Genomic DNA, 17637 nt, shown 5'->3' on the forward strand with positions numbered 1-17637 from the left:
GCTCAGATAATTATACCTTCAAAAAACTAGAAACTCAGTAACCTAAACGTATTCTTTATAACCAATACCCGTGCAGGCCAGTGACATTGTCATAGCAACGACGTATTTTTTTACATTGTTGAGTGGGTAAGGGATATTTGTTCTGGTAGTCTATCTGCCTTAGAAATTTTAAATGGCAATCTATGCATCTACATATTTTAGGGATCTGCGGCACTTTTATGGGGGGCATTGCAGCAATCGCAAAAGAGCTTGGGCATAAAGTCACCGGTTCTGATAGTAACGTATATCCTCCTATGAGCACCCAATTAGAGTCCTTAGGTATTGAGCTTTTTGAAGGATACGATGTAAAACAATTCAAAAATGAACCCGATATAGTTGTGATAGGCAATGCCCTGTCCCGTGGTAATGAAGCAGTAGAATATGTATTGGACAGAAATCTGCCATACACTAGCGGTCCGCAATGGTTACTCGAAAATGTACTTAAAGATCGTTGGGTTTTAGCGGTATCTGGCACCCACGGTAAAACTAGCACTTCTAGTATGTTGGCTTGGATATTAGAGTATGCGGGTCTCAAACCTGGCTTTTTGATTGGTGGTCTCCCACAAAATTTTGATGTGTCTGCTCGATTGGGTGAAAGCCCATTTTTTGTCATTGAGGCGGATGAGTACGATAGTGCTTTCTTTGATAAACGCTCTAAGTTTGTTCATTATCGCCCTCGCACTTTGGTGATGAATAATCTTGAATTCGATCACGCTGATATTTTTTCTGACTTAAGTGACATTCAAAGACAATTTAACCATTTGTTACGAATGGTCCCTAATAACGGTTTAGTGTTATTGCCTAAGTTAGATAACAACCTGCGAAAAGTATTAGACATGGGGTGTTGGACTCCAGTGCAGTATACAGGCGGCGATTGGCAGGTACAAAATAGTAACCCCGAAGGCAGTGAATTCGAAGTTTTATTCAAAGGGGAAATCCAAGGCACAGTGCATTGGGACTTAATGGGTGAACATAACGTTAACAATGCATTGATGGCGATAGCAGCAGCAAAAAATAGTGGTGTTAAGAGTGACTTAGCGGTTGAAGCGTTAGGGCAGTTTGTAAATGTAAAACGTCGTATGGAAGTGAAAGCAATAGTAAATGGCATTACCCTATATGACGATTTTGCACATCATCCTACTGCGATTGCCTTCACTATTGATGGTCTGAGGGCCAAAGTGGGTGAGGGGCGAATTTTAGCAGTATTAGAGCCTCGTTCTAACACCATGAAAATGGGGATTCACAAGGATACACTCGCTTCGTCTTGGGTTAACGCCAATCAGGTATTTATTTTTGAACCCACAAATTTATCCTGGTCGATGGATGACCTACTGGCTAAGAGCGACGTAACAGCCATCTTATATAAAGATATGGAACTATTAGTCAAATCAATCGTTTCCTACGCTAAACCGGGAGATCACATACTGGTTATGAGTAATGGTAGTTTTGGTGGTATCCATGATTTGTTGACAGAAAAACTGCAAAAATTTAAGTAACTGAAGAGCATTTAACATGAAATTAAAAAAACTAATAAAAAAACTAATAATAAGTGCAGTTGCTGCAACAATGAGTTTTCAAGCGTTAAGTTGGGGGCAAGTTGGGCATCGGGTGACTGGGGCGCTTGCAGAACAATATCTAACACCAAAAGCACAACTTGCCATCAATCAATTGTTAATCAATCAAGATTTAGCCGAAATTTCGACTTATGCGGATGAAATGCGTTCGCATCCAAGTGAGTTTTGGAAAAAAACGGCTAACCCTTGGCATTATGTAAATGTATTTGATGGAAAGACCTATTCAGACGTCGCTCCTCCACTTGAAGGTAATGCGGTGACTGCTTTGGAAATGTTTACCAAACAATTAAAAAGTAAACAATCAAGTTTAGAGGAAAAGCAACTCGCGCTTAAATTCATCGTGCATATCATTGGTGATTTACATCAGCCCTTTCATGCTGGAAATGGCACAGATAGAGGTGGCAACGATGTAAAGCTTAAATTCTTTTGGGAAGACTCAAATTTACACCGAGTCTGGGATTCTGGCTTAATTGACAGGCAACAATTGTCTTATACAGAATGGACTCGCATCTTAAGCCGCAAAATTTCGGAGCAACAGGCTGAAGAATGGATGGAAGTTGATCCCAAAGTATGGATAGCTGAAAGTGCTAAGGTAAGGGCTACGCTATACCCTAATAGTGATAAATTGTCATGGGATTATCAATATCAAAACCTGCCTATTGTTAAGCGGTCTTTACAAATGGGTGGCGTAAGAATTGCTGCTTATCTTAATGCTATTTTTGAATAGTCACGTGCTTAAAAACATTGCTTAAAAGTATGCAGTTACCAACAATACTCGCTGGACCTATCGTTCGGCGAGCAAATGCCAAACAAGTTTGTTTTTGGTTAATAACCAACCAAGCTTATAATTTTTCGGCTAAGTTATTTGGTCAGCAAGAGCCAATGATTTGGTTCGATGCTGAACTAGATGATCAGCAACTGTGCCAAGTTCAAGTGGGCACACAGGCTTTTGTCAATTTACTCACTCTCGAACCTAATTCTGATATTCCATGTGGTAGTCGGGTGAGTTATGACATCTCTTTACATGACAAAGACGGTGGCAAAAATCTTTTAAGTGAGTTGCTACCCACGTTGCTTTATCCAGGTCAGTCTTTCCCCAGCTTTGTGATCCGCAGGCAAATTGGACAAATGTTACACGGGTCTTGTCGTAAACCTCATCATGATAGTGGTGATGGTTTGGTCATAGTGGATCAACAAATTGAGTTGGGATTGACTGGTCAAAGTAAGTCGCCTGACTTATTAATGATGTCGGGAGATCAAGTCTATACTGATGATGTGGCGGGCCCTACACTTGTAGCAATTAAACAAACTATTGAAAAATTAGGCTTGTTTCATGAAGATCTTCAAGGAGCAACAATTAGTAGTAGCAAAGACTTGTTTGAACATCCACATTGCTTTTATCAACGCCCTGAATTACTCCCAGATGATCCGACTACCGCTAACACTTATAGCCAATTTTTTGCTGCTAAAAGAAAACCCATTTTTACCTCGGTTAATGCCAGTAATCATTTAATCTCGTTCGCTGAAGTGATGGCGATGTATATTCTTACTTGGTCACCAGAAATGTGGCAAAGGGTAAATATAAGTGATGAGGCTATTCCTGATCGCTTTAAGACAAAATTTGCCGAAGAACAGGTCATTGTAGAGAATTTTGTGGCTGGTTTAGTGAAGGTGAGAAGGGCATTGGCCCATGTGCGTGTGTATATGATTTTTGATGATCATGACGTTACCGACGACTGGAATTTGACCCGTGGTTGGGAAGAAGCTGTATACGGTAACTTGTTTGCTAAACGCATAGTCGGTAATGCTTTGCTAGGATATTGGTTGTGTCAGGGGTGGGGGAATGACCCCACAAAGCTACAACCTTTGTTTAAGTCGTGTAGTGAATTTTTCACTAAAAATGGCATTCAGCAACACGACTTACTGGTGCAACAAATACTTGATTGGGAACATTGGCACTATTGTTTAGAGACGTTACCTAAGCTGGTGGTATTGGATACGCGTACCCAAAGGTGGCGTTCAGAGTCCAGTTTAAGCAAACCATCTGGCTTAATGGACTGGGAAGCGTTATGCGAATTACAACAAGAGTTAATCGGACAAGAAGCTGTGATCATGGTTTCCGCCGCACCCATATTTGGCGTAAAACTGATTGAAACTATACAGCGTGTTTTTACCTTTTTTGGAAAAGCACTAACGGTTGATGCAGAAAACTGGATGGCCCATAAAGGCACGGCCAGTGTGATGCTAAATATTTTTCGTAACCGTAAAACTCCGCCCAACTTTGTGATCTTGTCTGGCGATGTACATTATTCTTTTGTATATGACATTACCTTAAGGTTTCGGCATAACAGTCCAAATATCACTCAGATCACTAGCAGCGGTATTAAAAATGAATTCCCTGATAAATTACTTAAGTGGTTCGATAGACTTAACCGCATTTTATACAGCAAATATTCGCCACTAAACTGGTTCACCCAAAGGCGAAATATGCTGGTTCGACACCGTAGACCGAATGATCACAAGTTAACAACATTATTAAATGGAGCTGGTATAGGTTTACTTAAAATTGATCAAGCCTGTAATAAAGTTGAGGCACAGCAACTGTGTGCTTCAGGTGAAGTCGTGATCTTTACTAAGAATGATTAGGCTAGTTTTTTTATTGTTGATAGTTATCCAAAATAGAAGGGCAGATTATGGATCGTAGAGTTTTTGTAAAAACTGTGTCGTCGCTGGCGGCTATTTCAGTTATGCCACAGTTGTTTGCCGAGGCCTCTAAAAGTAAGAAATCATTTGATATCGCTCTTAGCCAGTGGTCTTTTCATCGAGCTATCTTTGGAACTGGCCGTGATAATTATGAATGGTTTATTAAAACGCTGCACTCTCAGCCCGATGCTGTTTTAAAGGGCGATATGGATCCTCGTGACATAGTTGTTATCGCTAAAAAACTAGGCGTGGGTATGGTGGATTTAGCGAATACTCTTTGGTTTGGACACGCACAAGATAAACCTTGGCTCAGGCAATTTAAAACAATGGCCAATGATCAGGGGGTTGGTTTTACCTGTTTAATGTGTGATGAGTTAGGTTATTTGGGCAGTTCTTCAAAAGAAACACGGGCCAGCGCCATAGAAAAACACAAACCTTGGATAGACGCCGCGAATGAATTGGGTTGTTTACAACTTAGAGTCAATGCATACGGAGATGGGACTTATCTTGAACAGCTAGAACAAAACGCTGAAAGTCTGTTTGAGCTAGCTGAATATACGCAACAATTTAACTTGGAATTATTGGTTGAAAATCATGGACACCCTTCCAGCAACGGTGCTTGGTTGGCGATGTTAATGGAAAAAGTAAATCACGCTAATTTAGGAGTATATGCGGATTTGGATAACTTTTTTATGGGCGGTTGGAATCACTCGCCACAAAGACGTTATGACACTATTCAAGGCTTAGAAGATCTTGCACCTTACACACGAGGTGTCAGTGCAAAAACCTATAGCTTTAAAGCCAATGGTCAAGAGGTGACGATTGATTATGTCCGTTGTATGAAAATACTCACCGAAGCGGGTTTTTCGGGTTATGCATGTGCAGAGTATGAAGGTGAAGGGTTAAACGAAATGGCCGGCAGTATAGCGGCCATTGCATTATTGAAGAAAACTAGAGATAAACTTTCAACGTCTTAGAGTCAATATTTACCTTGGCATGTTTACTGGTGGAAAGGTTTACTTAATTTGTGAACAGCATCAATAAATATCTTGGCATTTTCAGGTGGTACGTCTAAATGAATACCATGTCCAAGGTTAAATACATGGCCGTTGCCCTTACCAAATCCGTCCAGAATTAATTGCACTTCTTGCTCAATTCGTGCGGCAGGCGCATATAACATAGATGGGTCCATATTGCCTTGCAGCGCCACTTTGTCGCCAATACGTGCTTTTGCATCCGCCATATCTACTGTCCAGTCCAAGCCCACAGCATCACAACCAGTTGCTGCGATAGATTCCAACCACAAACCAGCATTTTTGGTGAACAAGGTGACTGGCACTTTTCGTCCATCATTTTCACGTGTAAGGCCATCGACAATTTTGTGCATATATTGTAACGAAAACTCTTGATAGTCGCGTCCTGACAACACTCCACCCCAAGTATCAAATACCATTATAGACTGGGCGCCAGCGGCAATTTGCGCGTTAAGATACAAAATAACCGAATCGGCTAACTTGTCGAGTAATAGATGTAAGGCTTGTGGATCGCTAAAGGCCATTTTTTTGATTTTGGTAAACGCCTTACTTGATCCGCCTTCAATCATATAAGTAGCTAACGTCCAAGGACTGCCAGAAAAGCCGATTAAAGGCACGCTGCCATTTAAATTTTTGCGTATGGTGCGCACGGCATTCATGACATAACCGGTTTCTACTTCAGGATCCTGAACGGGTAATTTTTGAATATCAGCCATACACGTCAATGGGCGTTCAAATTTTGGACCTTCACCTTCCTCAAAATATAAACCTAATCCCATAGCATCTGGGATAGTCAAAATATCAGAAAACAAAATGGCAGCGTCAAGATCGAATCTACGCAGTGGCTGAAGTGTCACTTCGCAGGCTAATTCGGCGTTTTTGCACAGCGACATAAAGTCACCTGCTTCTGCTCTGGTTGCTTTGTATTCAGGTAAGTAGCGACCTGCTTGGCGCATCATCCATACTGGTGTAATGTCAACTGGCTGGCGTAACAATGCTCGTAAATATCGGTCGTTTTGTAATGGCTGCATTGATGTCCTCAAACTGGAATTGATTACCCCAAAATTAGACTGAAGGGCTTAAAAGGGCTGTATTGTAGCGATTTTATCCGCTGAAAAAAGGATAAATTGGAGTATATTTAGTAAAATATGCGCTATATTCAGCAAAAACTTGCACCATAAGAGTTTTCTCTGTTATAACACTGGTGCGAAAGCAACCAAAAAACAAGAAACTCGTTGACGAGACCAAGACGCTAAAATATTCAAACCCCACTTATGTGGGGTTTTTTATGCGCTAAATTTACCTTAGGAATGTTGAGGGATCGTAATGTTTTTCTGCTGTTTTATTTCTTCAAGGGTATGTTGTATGAGTTGACCAGCAATGGATAACTTGGGCGGAATATTAGGTAATTCCTCTGGGTTAAACCAATATGCTTCGAGGATTTCTTTACCGTCTACCTTAATTTCGCCAGAGTCAAAGTCGGCTAAAAATCCGACCATTAGTGAGTGAGGAAAAGGCCAAGGTTGGCTTGAAAAATAGCGCAAGTTTTTTACTTGTATGCCTACTTCTTCAAAGACCTCTCTGTGCACTGCTTGTTCTAATGTTTCACCGCTTTCTACAAAACCAGCCAAAGTTGAAAACATCTGTCTAGATCGCTGGGGTTTACCTTGCGCCAGTAAAATTTTGTCGTTGTGACGAATAGACACTATAATACAAGGCGAAACTCTGGGGTAACAGCGATGTTGACAACGTGAACACTGCATCGCCATTTCCCAATCTATTTGTTGGGTCGCGCTGCCACACTGACCACAAAACCTATGGGTACGCATAAATAGTGCAATCTGCCATGCTCGAGAGGCGATACCGAAAAAGCTAGTGTGATTCTGCATTAATAAAGCGCGCATGCTGATAAGTGCTAGTTGTTCATGTTCAATATGTTCTTTGTCCATATCGATTAAAAAACAGGGTAAGTCTCCATGACTGCCTATTCTAACTATTTGTTCTTGGTAGGCATGGGCAAAACTGAGTGTTGACCATGTGGCTATCATTAATCCTGAATTTTCAACAGGTTGGACAATTTTTTCACCACTGAAAATTAACCAAATAGCTTTTGTTTCAGCTGTTACCGATATATTTTGTTCAATCATATAGTTACCAAAAACCAAATATTTTTGCCTAAGTTAACACAGTAAATTACAGCACCGAAGTATACTTTAAAAAAGTATTGCGTCACTGATGCCTACTAAAGTAGTAGCGCCTTACTGACAATAACTAGTGTAAAATGCGCAACCTACAAAAATTAGTGTTATTATATAACGGTTTGTTTTGAAGGAATAAATGTGACTGATACTGGCCAAAATCCCATAACAGATCAGGTGTATAAAGCTAGGCAGTTTTGTGAAGACAAAGGGGCCAGATTTACTCTATTAAGAGAAAAGGTTTATGCACTATTACTTGAACAACAAGGCGCTGTAGGTGCTTACGAGTTGTTGGATACTCTTAAACTGACTGAGTCAAACGCAAAACCTGCCACGGTTTACCGAACCTTAGACTTTCTTTTAGAGTTTGGACTAATACATAAAATAGAATCTACCAACGCCTTTGTTGCCTGTCACCATTTTGATTGCAATCACCCAGTTCAGTTTTTGATTTGCGATACGTGCGGTGATGTAAAAGAAATCCAGTCCGTAGGATTAAAAGATACATTAGATAAACAAGCTCAGTCTGTTGGTTTTAGAGTGGTAAATCAAACCATTGAAGCCCATGGTACTTGCGCTGCTTGCCAATAACCCCATTTTTATAAGGAAAAATTAGTCTAATGAACGCAGAGTTTATTAATCCTTTTATCGCTGCTTTACTCAATGTTTTGCAAACCATGGCACAAACTGAGTTAGTACCGGGTAAACCTAAGAAAAAAGGCGATGATCAAGCTGGGGGCGATATTTCTGGCTTAATAGGTATGGTCGGAGAGAATATTCAGGGCTCCATGTCTATTTCCTTTGAAGAGGGTCTCGTGTTGGAAATCATGCACAAAATGTTGGGTGAAAAACCTGAAAGTATAGATTCTGATGTGCAAGACATGGTGGGTGAAATCACCAACATGATATGTGGAGGGGCTAAAAACGAACTCGATCAGAAAGGTTACGATTTTGGAATGGCTACCCCAATAGTGGTTTCTGGAAAAAATCATACAATTAATCATCAAGTAGATGGAAAAAAGATGGTGATGCCATTTTCTCATGCTTCAGGAAATCTTTATTTAGAAATGTGTTTCAACAAGTGATAACAGTTTAGAAACATGTGGATCCAACAATCTATTGTATTATCCCCTAAGAGCAGGGGATATCATCTCATCACTGACGAAGTGATCAATCAACTTGAAAGCTTAAGGCAAATCGAAGCAGGTCTACTGCATTTGTTTATTCAACATACTAGCGCCAGTTTAACCATTAATGAAAACGCCGACCCCACTGTACGGCTAGATTTAGAAACGCATATCAACAAAATGGTACCAGAGAATATGGCTTATTATTTGCACGATTATGAAGGTGCGGATGATATGCCAGCGCATATTAAAGCGAGTTTACTTGGTAACAACCTTACCATTCCCATCATAGGTGGCAGTTTAGGTCTAGGGACTTGGCAAGGAATAATATTGGGTGAACATCGAGTAAGGGCTGGGAATCGTCACTTAATTGCGACGCTTTGCGGAAAATGAGTATCTAATTGCAATAAAGTTGTTGCTTTAAAGGTATGCATATATATATGATCGCGTAAATTATATGCTGTACAAATTTGAAATGAACAAGAAGGGACGAATTGAGATGAAAAAATTATTGGTTTTCAGTGCATTAGCTGCAGCTTTAAGTGCAAGTACAATAGCTCAGGCAGACGAAAATGAAAAGTGGGTTGCTGGCTTTATTGAAGATTACTCAACAGATCATGCTGAATCTGGCTTACCAGATTTTTTAGAGAATGGTGTTGGACTTGGTGCTGAATTTGGCATTAAATTTACCCCAGAGTGGGCTGTTAGATTTGAGGCATCTCATTTAGAGATTGACGCAATGCCATCAGACGCAACTGGTAGTCGTGTCGGTGTTGATGTGTTGTACTTTTTACCAGACGACTTGTTATATGCTTTTGGTGGTTTGAAAAACACTGAGATTGTTACTGGTGATGCGATGGTTAACATCGGGTTAGGTAAACATTGGAATTTAGACGACGATATAAAAATTATTACTGAAGTCGCTGCTTACCAACCTTTAGCAAGTGGCAATAGTAATACTCATATTGGCTTTAAACTTGGCTTAGCCTACGCATTTGGTGGATCAAGTGCACCTGTAATGCCTAAAAATAAAGACAGTGACAATGATGGCGTTTTTGACAATGTTGATAAATGTGCAAACACTCCAATTGGCACACGAGTAGATAGTGTTGGTTGTTCGTTGGATGCTGATGCTGATGGTGTTCTAAATACTATTGATATGTGCCCAGATACACCTGCAGGAACGAAAGTTGGTGCTAAAGGATGTAGTTTGGTTTTAGATACTGATCAAGACGGTATACTAGACGAACAAGATCAATGTGCAGACACACCTATGAGCGACAAAGTCGACGCAAATGGTTGTAGCGTATTTGTTGAGGAAGAAGTATCAACAAATATAAATGTATTGTTTGGTAATAATAGTTCGGTTATTAGTAATGATACCAACGCTCAATTCCAAGCATTCGCAGACTTTATGAATCGCTTCCCTGATACTGTTGCTGTTATTGAAGGACATGCTTCTGCACCAGGTGCTGCTGACTACAATATGATGTTGTCTCAAAAACGTGCGAATTCTGTTAGAACTCTTTTGATTAACGATTACGGCATTAGTGCATCACGTTTAACTGCTAAAGGATTTGGTGAAACTCAGTTGATAGATACGTCTAATACAGCTGCGGCAAATAAAATTAATCGCCGAATTACTGCAAAAGTAACAGCAAGTAATAAAGTGAAAGTGCAAAGATAATATTTATCGAGTACAAAAAAGAGATGCAATTGCATCTCTTTTTTTTTGTTTAAAATTGAATGCTAGTCTTAGTTTAGTATTCGTCTTGTATAGCAGGACCAGAATAATTATCGAAGCGTGAAAACTGGCCTTGGAACGTTAATCGCGATGTACCTATTGGGCCGTTACGCTGCTTACCAATGATAATTTCAGCTACACCTTGATCAGCACTTTGTTCGTTATAAACTTCATCTCTATAAATAAACATAATCAAATCGGCATCTTGCTCAATTGAACCTGATTCACGCAAATCTGAGTTGATAGGGCGTTTATCGCTACGTTGCTCAAGACTACGGTTTAACTGCGATAAGGCCACTACAGGTACTTCTAATTCCTTTGCCAAGGATTTTAGCGAGCGTGATATTTCGGCAATTTCTAGGGTTCGATTATCGCTTAATCCTGGTACTTGCATTAATTGTAAATAATCGATCATGATTAGGCTTATTCCACCTTTTTCACGGGCTAATTTACGTGCTCGGGTACGCACGTCCATGGGCGTCAAACCAGAAGAATCATCAATGAACAAATTGTCCTTATCTTTCAACATGGCCATAGTATTAGACATTCTTGCCCAATCTTCATCGTCTAGTTGCGCAGTACGGATCTTAGTTTGGTCGACTCGACTAAGGGATGCCAACATCCTCATCATGATCTGTTCAGAGGGCATTTCTAAGCTGAATACTAATACTGGCAAGTCTTCGAGCAGCATCGCATTTTCGCATAAGTTCATGGCAAAGGTTGTTTTACCCATTGATGGTCTAGCAGCAACAATGATTAAATCTGAAGGTTGTAAACCACTGGTTTTTTTATCTAGGTCGGTGTAACCGGTAGACACACCGGTGACCTCTTTATTACTTTTAACCAGCACTTCAAGACGATCTATGGTTTTGGTTAAAACAGCCTCGACATTTTTCGGGCCTTCGTCTTTGCCTGTGCGTTTCTCGGCAATTTCAAAGACCTTACTTTCGGCCATATCCAGGATTTCGCCACTATTTCGGCCTTCTGGGTTGTACCCAGTATCCGCAATTTCATGGGCAACCCCTATTAACTCGCGGGTAATTGCACGTTCTTTAATTATTTGTGCGTAAGCAGAAACGTTGGCTGAACTTGGTGTATTTTTGGCAAGCTCTCCTAAATAAGCAAAACCACCGGCAGACTCTAGTTCATCCATTTCTTCTAAGTCTTCAGAAACGGTAATTAAATCTATAGGATGACTTTTAGTTAGAAGGCGGACAATAGCGCGGTAAATGATCTGATGTGAACGATTGTAAAAGTCTTCTTCTACCACAATTTCAGCCACTTTATCCCATGCATCAGGCGCAATTAGCATACTGCCCAATACCGATTGCTCAGCTTCAATAGAGTGAGGCGGGATCTTAAGTTTTTCGACTTTAGCGTCTGCGTTTTTTTGTGGAACAGCTTTAACAGGCATTGATTTTATCAGCTCAAATACGGCCGATTAGTATGCGCTAAATCCCACTTAAAAGTAAACCTTGTGAGGCCTTAGATTTTATACCATTTACTTATTAAGGTGCTTAGAAATGGCCGAAATAAATCGTTCGCCATAACGTTCGAGTTTAGTTTGGCCAACACCGTGGATGTCTAAGAAGTCGATTTCCGACTCTGGAAATTTATTCGCCATGTCAGCTAATGTTGCATCACTGAATACAACAAAAGGCGGTACATCATCTTGTTCAGCAATTACTTTGCGTAAATGTTTGAGTTTGGCAAACATTGCGCGATCATAATCTTGCACGCTTAACTGTGCCTTTTTGCCTAAATCAAGGCTCAGTCTAGGCACCGCAAGTTGCAGCTTTTGTGTTTGTTGCAATATTGGCCTTGATTCTTCTGTTAGTTTTAATACTGCATTTTGGGTGATATCTACCCTAAGAAATCCTCGGTGGATCAGTTGATTAATAATGTTATGCCAATAAGCATCGGACTTGTCCCTGCCTATGGCAAAGGTCGTCAATTTATCATGCCCATTCTCTAGGATACGTTTTAATTGTTTACCTTTGAGTACATCAATCAAATATTGACTGGCAACAAATTGTTTTAGTCGGTACACACAAGACAACACTTTTTGAGCGTCAACCGTGCCATCAAATGCCTTTGGCGGATCTAGGCATATATCGCAATTGCCACAGTGACCTGCAGAATACTCAGCAAAATAATTAAGTAATATTTGTCGACGACAGGTTTGTGCTTCACCAAATGCTTCCATAGCTGCGAATTTTTGCAGTTCTACTGCATTTCTTTGTAGATTTTCACCAGTCGAAATCCATTGACGAATACGAGCAGCATCTTTTTCATCAAATAATAACAATGCTTCTGCGGACATCCCGTCTCTCCCAGCCCGGCCTATTTCTTGATAATAGGATTCAATACTACGCGGCAGATCAAAATGCACTACAAAACGCACATTGGATTTGTCTATGCCCATGCCAAATGCCACTGTTGCCACTATGACGTCAATTTTATCCTGGATGAACTCACGCTGAATTTTGTCGCGAATTTCACCTTCAAGACCAGCGTGGTAGCCAGCACAATTGACTCCGTGTTTGGCTAACGCAATGCTAAGGTCGTCTACTTTTCTGCGACTATTACAATAAATAATACCGCTACCGTCTTGTTGCTTAACAAACGCAATTGTTTGGTCTGTGGCCTTGTATTTGGTGACTTGGTTGTAACGAATATTAGGGCGGTCAAAACTGCCTTTGAAGATAAAGGGTTGCTGTAGATTTAGCTGTTGGGTTATATCTGCCCGGGTGGCTAAGTCAGCAGTGGCAGTTAATCCCATAATTGGGATAGCAGGGAATATGGTCTTTAGTTGCCCAAGAAGTCTGTAGTCCTTTCTAAAGTCATGACCCCAATGAGATACACAATGAGCTTCGTCAACTGCAATAAGGCTCACCACAAGCCCCTGCAAGCGATGGATGAACTCCAATTGCATAAGTCGTTCAGGCGCAACATAGATAAGTTTATATTTTTCATCTTGCATGCCTTTGTACACGTTAAACATATCTTGTGGTGACAAGCTTGAGTTTATGTACGCAGCGTTAACGCCATATGTGAGAAGAGCATCTACCTGATCTTTCATCAATGATATTAGGGGCGAAACAACAATTGTTAGACCCGGTAGCAGCATCGCCGGAATTTGATAACATAAAGACTTGCCGCCACCCGTAGGCATAAGTACTAACACATCTTTTTGTTGCATCACTTGAGAGATGACTTGTGCTTGCCCATCGCGAAAATGGTCATAACCAAATGTGTGTTTTAATACTTGTTGTGCTTGGGTAATGACAAGTGAAGACTGTGCGTGCTGATCTGACAACTGGAGCTCAAAAGGAATAAGTAAACCATAAGTTTACGTGTTTTTATCGTGAGGTTCACTTGCTAACAAAGAAAAAACTGGTCAAATTGCATATCTCAAAAAATATATGCACTGAGTAGGTAAATGACATCACAAGAATTACGCGCATTTGTTATCGATTTTTTTAACAATAAAATGCCATTTAATCAGTTACTCGGCTTTACAGTAAGCCACTTACATTCAGAACATGTTGAAATAACACTTGTTTGGGACGATAAGTTAATGGGAAATCCTGTACATAAAATACTGCATGGTGGTGTAACAGCAGCGATACTCGATACTGTCGGCAGTTTGGCGGCATTAATATATGGTATTAACGGCCTGACGGATGAAAACGCAGTAAAAGCATTTTACCAACAACTCCCAGATGGAGGGACTTTAGATATGCGTGTCGATTATTTGCGGCCCGGAAAGGGCGATGAATTTGTTGCAACAGCGCAAGTGATTAGACGAGGAAATAAAATAGCAGTATGCAGAATGGATTTGCACAATCACAATCAATTGCATATAGCGACAGGAACAGGAACGTATGTTATCTAATCACTATATAAAAAATTTAATATACACTTTTGCTCGCAATATCATTAATAAAGTGCTTTATTAATGATTAACATTTGTACGAAACTATAGTTTTATTTTAGTACATTTCTCGTGCTGAACTTTAATTTTTGAGCAGCTAATTGCCGTATTTTCAGGGACGTTATGGAAGCTTTTCATCACCACCTTACATTACTTATTATTGATGATAACGTCGTCAGCATATCCACACTCACCTCGCTTTTTGCTAAGAAATTTAATATTGAAATAGCCCAAGATGGCAAAACTGCTTTGCAAAGTATCATGCTTAAAGATATTGATTTAGTGTTGAGTGTAATTAATACACCGATTATCTCAGGGCAGGAATTGTGCACTTTTGCTAAAAACAACCAACTTACTGCACACATTCCGATCATGCTTTTGGCCGATAAGCCAAGTCTTGACGAAGAGGAAGAGTGTCTAGCCATGGGAGCTGTGGACTATATAGACAAAAAAAATCGAACAGGAATTTTGGTTTCTCGAGTGACTAACTTGATGACCATGGTTGCCCAACAGAAAAGGCTTGCTCAAGTTTCATGTACCGATGGTTTGACCGGGTTAGCCAATAGAATGCAGTTGGATACAATGCTAAACAAAGAATGGTATGCAGCAGTTAGGGGAAATCAATCTGTTGCAGCTTTGATTATCGACATAGATCATTTTAAGTTATTTAACGATGAGTTCGGCCATTTGGAAGGTGACAAATGTTTAAAAATTATTGCTTCCATAATCGCTTCTAGTAAGAGAAGAGAACGGGATTTTGCTGCGAGATACGGCGGGGAAGAATTTGTACTTTTGTTGCCTTACACTGATTTGAAAGGAGCTAAGCAGGTTGCACAGGAATTAATCCAAAATGTACAAAATCGCAAGATTAAATCTGCTAGGCAAGCTTCCCACCCTTTTGTGACCATAAGTTTGGGTATTTCTGCTTTCAGCCCAACTCATGCTAAAAATCCGGTTGCGAATCCAATTGACTTGATTGACAAGGCTGATATCAATTTGTTCAAAGCTAAGCAAGCAGGTCTTAATCAGTATGCCGCGTTTGTGTAGAGATATAAATTTAATAGTTTGTTAAGAAACCAACTAATATAAAAGTGCCAACCAGTAAAAGTATTGGCGGTTTAAATAGTCTTAGGCATATAAATCCGATGACCACTAACCCCAAATCGATGTAGTTGTGAACCGCACTAGTGAACACTGGGTCATAGAGAGCCAAAATCAACAAACCAACCACAGAGGCATTGATGCCAGCTGACGCGCCAATAAATTTCGGATGTTGGGCCAGTGACTTCCAGCTATGATTAACGGTCAAAAGTAATAAAAAACCCGGCAAAAAAATAGCCAATGTAGCCAAGATAGCTCCCAATAGTGGTGCACTTTCTAACCACTGTGCCCCCATAAAAGATGCCATAGTAAACATAGGGCCGGGCACTCCTTGTGCTGCAGCATAACCAAATAGAAACTGTTGTTCTGTGAGAGCTTCGCCAATACTAGTTTGCAATAGCGGCAATACGACATGCCCACCGCCAAATATTAAGCTACCGTTTTTATAAAATGTAGCGAACAGACCAACATAAGAATCATACTGACTTACCCCTAAGCTGATTAAAAATAAACTGATAAATAGCAACATTGGCGACCAGGATATTCTTCTTAGCGATTGCTTAAGGAGACCTTGCTTGGCTGGCGTTTTACTGTTGATTATGCCTATGAGAGACGCTATTAAAAACACTAACATTTGTGTATAAAAAGATTGATAAATTACTAATAATGACATACCTAAAAGCATGATTAAAACAGTCAAGCGACTCTTACAAAAACTATTAAACATAGTGATTACTGCATCTAGCACAATAACAACAGCTAATAATTTCAGACCGCTACTTACCGAAAGTAACCAACTAGCAGGATCGTCTAAATTTACAAATATGGCCAACCAGTACATCAATACAAATGAAGGTAAAGTGAAACCAATAAAAGCAGCGACTCCTCCAGCCAGCCCAGCTTTTTGCAAGCCAATAGCAAATCCAATTTGGCTTGAACCTGGACCAGGTAAGATTTGGCTTAAGGAAATTAATTTGGCATAAGCATCATTAGATAGCCATGCTAGCTTTTGTACAAAAGTGTGTTGAAAATAGCCGATATGTGCCGCAGGACCTCCAAAACTAATGCAACCTAGTAGCAGGAATCGCCAAAACACTTCCCAGCATAGCTTCATTTATTCAGCCCCTTTATCATTTGCATTTGCACTTTGCTTCCCCCACACTCCGCGCAATATTATCTAATAGTTATCCTAGGTCAAACCGTTGAACGAAAAATCTCTTAAATCGGGTGTTCTTTTTGCGTTAGCCGCATATTCAATGTGGGGCGTTGCGCCCATGTATTTTAAGTTATTAACTAGCGTGCCTGCTTTAGAAATTGTCATGCACCGGATCGTTTGGTCCGTGCTTGTGTTGTGTGTGTTGATATTTGTCCGAAAAAAGTTTAGCCAAGTAAGAGCAGCAATTAGAGACCCAAAAATTCTTAAGACGTTACTGATAAGTGGTTTATTGTTAGCCGTTAATTGGCTTTTGTTTATTTGGGCGGTAAATAACAACCACTTACTTGATGCCAGTTTAGGTTATTTCATCAACCCACTATTTAATGTTTTGTTAGCACGTTTGTTCTTGCAAGAACGTCTAACTAGGTTGCAGTTGCTTGCTGTTTTTGTGGCTTTAATGGGAGTGTCTATACTTATTTTTTCATACGGCAAGGTCCCTTGGATAGCCCTGACTTTGGCCATTACCTTCAGTATTTATGGGTTGTTGCGTAAAAAAGTGGCGGTCGAATCTATGCCTGGATTATTAATTGAAAGCAGTATGATGTTGCCTTTTGCTCTATTGTATTGGCTAATTGCAGATACTTCGAGCGGCAACATGATAGCCAATACTGTGGATCTGAATGTTATTTTGTTGCTTGCTGGCGTGGTGACTACCGCCCCATTGTTATGTTTTACTGCCGCTGCCAGACGTATTCGTTACACCACTTTAGGTTTTTTCCAATATATTGGTCCAAGTATTATGTTTCTACTAGCAGTCATGCTTTATCTGGAGCCTCTTGATAATGCGAGAGTGATAACTTTTGTATTCGTTTGGTCTGCTTTGCTGATTTATGTTTATGATTCCTATAGGACTTATCGGAAGACTAAGGTTATTTTAATCAAGAACGATTAGGGGCTGTTGATCTTTCATACGTCCTCGAGACTGAGGTCATTTATTTGGATACCGAGGCGTTTGCCTTGAAGT

16 protein-coding genes are annotated in these 17637 nt (G+C 40.2%); 11 read left to right on the forward strand and 5 right to left on the reverse strand.

The annotated features are described in order from the left end of the window. Positions 1-182 precede the first annotated feature (182 nt). Genes mpl through QZ488_RS10755 form a run of 4 tightly spaced genes read left to right on the forward strand, consistent with a single transcriptional unit; the run spans position 183 to position 5293 of the window. Positions 183-1535 (forward strand): UDP-N-acetylmuramate:L-alanyl-gamma-D-glutamyl-meso-diaminopimelate ligase, encoded by a 1353-nt coding sequence (mpl, locus tag QZ488_RS10740; protein WP_293748452.1) that lies wholly within the window; start codon positions 183-185, stop codon positions 1533-1535. Between the two features lie 16 nt (positions 1536-1551). Further along, complete coding sequence (locus QZ488_RS10745; RefSeq protein ID WP_293748454.1) at positions 1552-2340, forward strand: S1/P1 nuclease; 789 nt, start codon at positions 1552-1554, stop codon at positions 2338-2340. Between the two features lie 29 nt (positions 2341-2369). Continuing rightward, positions 2370-4259, forward strand: coding sequence for an alkaline phosphatase family protein (locus QZ488_RS10750; protein WP_293748456.1), 1890 nt, complete (start codon positions 2370-2372; stop codon positions 4257-4259). Positions 4260-4306: 47 nt separating this feature from the next. Further along, positions 4307-5293, forward strand: a complete 987-nt coding sequence (locus tag QZ488_RS10755; protein WP_293748458.1) for a sugar phosphate isomerase/epimerase family protein — start codon at positions 4307-4309, stop codon at positions 5291-5293. A gap of 23 nt (positions 5294-5316) precedes the next feature. On the opposite strand, the gene hemE is transcribed toward QZ488_RS10755, so the two are convergent. Next, a complete protein-coding gene (gene hemE, locus QZ488_RS10760; RefSeq protein ID WP_293748460.1) occupies positions 5317-6381 on the reverse strand; it encodes a uroporphyrinogen decarboxylase in 1065 nt (354 codons plus the stop codon). Between the two features lie 273 nt (positions 6382-6654). Then, entirely contained in the window at positions 6655-7497 is an 843-nt protein-coding gene (gene nudC, locus QZ488_RS10765) for an NAD(+) diphosphatase (RefSeq protein ID WP_293748462.1), read from the reverse strand. A gap of 192 nt (positions 7498-7689) precedes the next feature. Here nudC and QZ488_RS10770 point away from each other — a divergent pair, with 192 nt between their 5' ends. From QZ488_RS10770 to QZ488_RS10785, 4 genes are all read left to right on the forward strand, one after another. Next, positions 7690-8139 carry a transcriptional repressor gene (locus QZ488_RS10770; RefSeq protein ID WP_293748464.1) on the forward strand — a complete coding sequence of 150 codons (450 nt, stop codon included), beginning with the start codon at positions 7690-7692 and terminating at the stop codon, positions 8137-8139. A 29-nt stretch (positions 8140-8168) separates the two neighbouring features. After that, entirely contained in the window at positions 8169-8633 is a 465-nt protein-coding gene (locus tag QZ488_RS10775; protein WP_293748466.1) for a chemotaxis protein CheX, read from the forward strand. Between the two features lie 15 nt (positions 8634-8648). Next, the gene (locus QZ488_RS10780; RefSeq protein WP_293748468.1) at positions 8649-9068 is read left to right on the forward strand and encodes a secondary thiamine-phosphate synthase enzyme YjbQ; all 420 of its coding nucleotides are present in this window, start codon (positions 8649-8651) and stop codon (positions 9066-9068) included. A 106-nt stretch (positions 9069-9174) separates the two neighbouring features. Continuing rightward, a complete protein-coding gene (locus QZ488_RS10785) occupies positions 9175-10362 on the forward strand; it encodes an OmpA family protein (protein ID WP_293748470.1) in 1188 nt (395 codons plus the stop codon). 73 nt (positions 10363-10435) lie between these two features. On the opposite strand, the gene dnaB is transcribed toward QZ488_RS10785, so the two are convergent. Together dnaB and recQ are read right to left on the reverse strand one after the other, a co-directional pair. Beyond that, positions 10436-11833 (reverse strand): replicative DNA helicase, encoded by a 1398-nt coding sequence (dnaB, locus tag QZ488_RS10790; protein WP_293748472.1) that lies wholly within the window; start codon positions 11831-11833, stop codon positions 10436-10438. Between the two features lie 87 nt (positions 11834-11920). Next, positions 11921-13738, reverse strand: coding sequence for a DNA helicase RecQ (recQ, locus tag QZ488_RS10795; protein ID WP_293748474.1), 1818 nt, complete (start codon positions 13736-13738; stop codon positions 11921-11923). A gap of 123 nt (positions 13739-13861) precedes the next feature. Between recQ and QZ488_RS10800 the strand changes: the two genes are divergently transcribed. Then, complete coding sequence (locus QZ488_RS10800; RefSeq protein WP_293748476.1) at positions 13862-14317, forward strand: thioesterase family protein; 456 nt, start codon at positions 13862-13864, stop codon at positions 14315-14317. A gap of 162 nt (positions 14318-14479) precedes the next feature. Continuing rightward, positions 14480-15403, forward strand: a complete 924-nt coding sequence (locus QZ488_RS10805; protein WP_293748478.1) for a diguanylate cyclase — start codon at positions 14480-14482, stop codon at positions 15401-15403. Between the two features lie 10 nt (positions 15404-15413). Here QZ488_RS10805 and chrA read toward each other — a convergent pair whose 3' ends face one another. Beyond that, the gene (gene chrA / locus QZ488_RS10810) at positions 15414-16571 is read right to left on the reverse strand and encodes a chromate efflux transporter (protein ID WP_293748480.1); all 1158 of its coding nucleotides are present in this window, start codon (positions 16569-16571) and stop codon (positions 15414-15416) included. 88 nt (positions 16572-16659) lie between these two features. Between chrA and rarD the strand changes: the two genes are divergently transcribed. After that, on the forward strand, positions 16660-17565 hold the full coding sequence (rarD, locus tag QZ488_RS10815; protein WP_293748482.1) for an EamA family transporter RarD: 906 nt from the start codon (positions 16660-16662) through the stop codon (positions 17563-17565). Positions 17566-17637: the final 72 nt, after the last annotated feature.

This window comes from uncultured Paraglaciecola sp., assembly GCF_913020055.1.
Classification (GTDB): Bacteria; Pseudomonadota; Gammaproteobacteria; order Enterobacterales; family Alteromonadaceae; genus Paraglaciecola.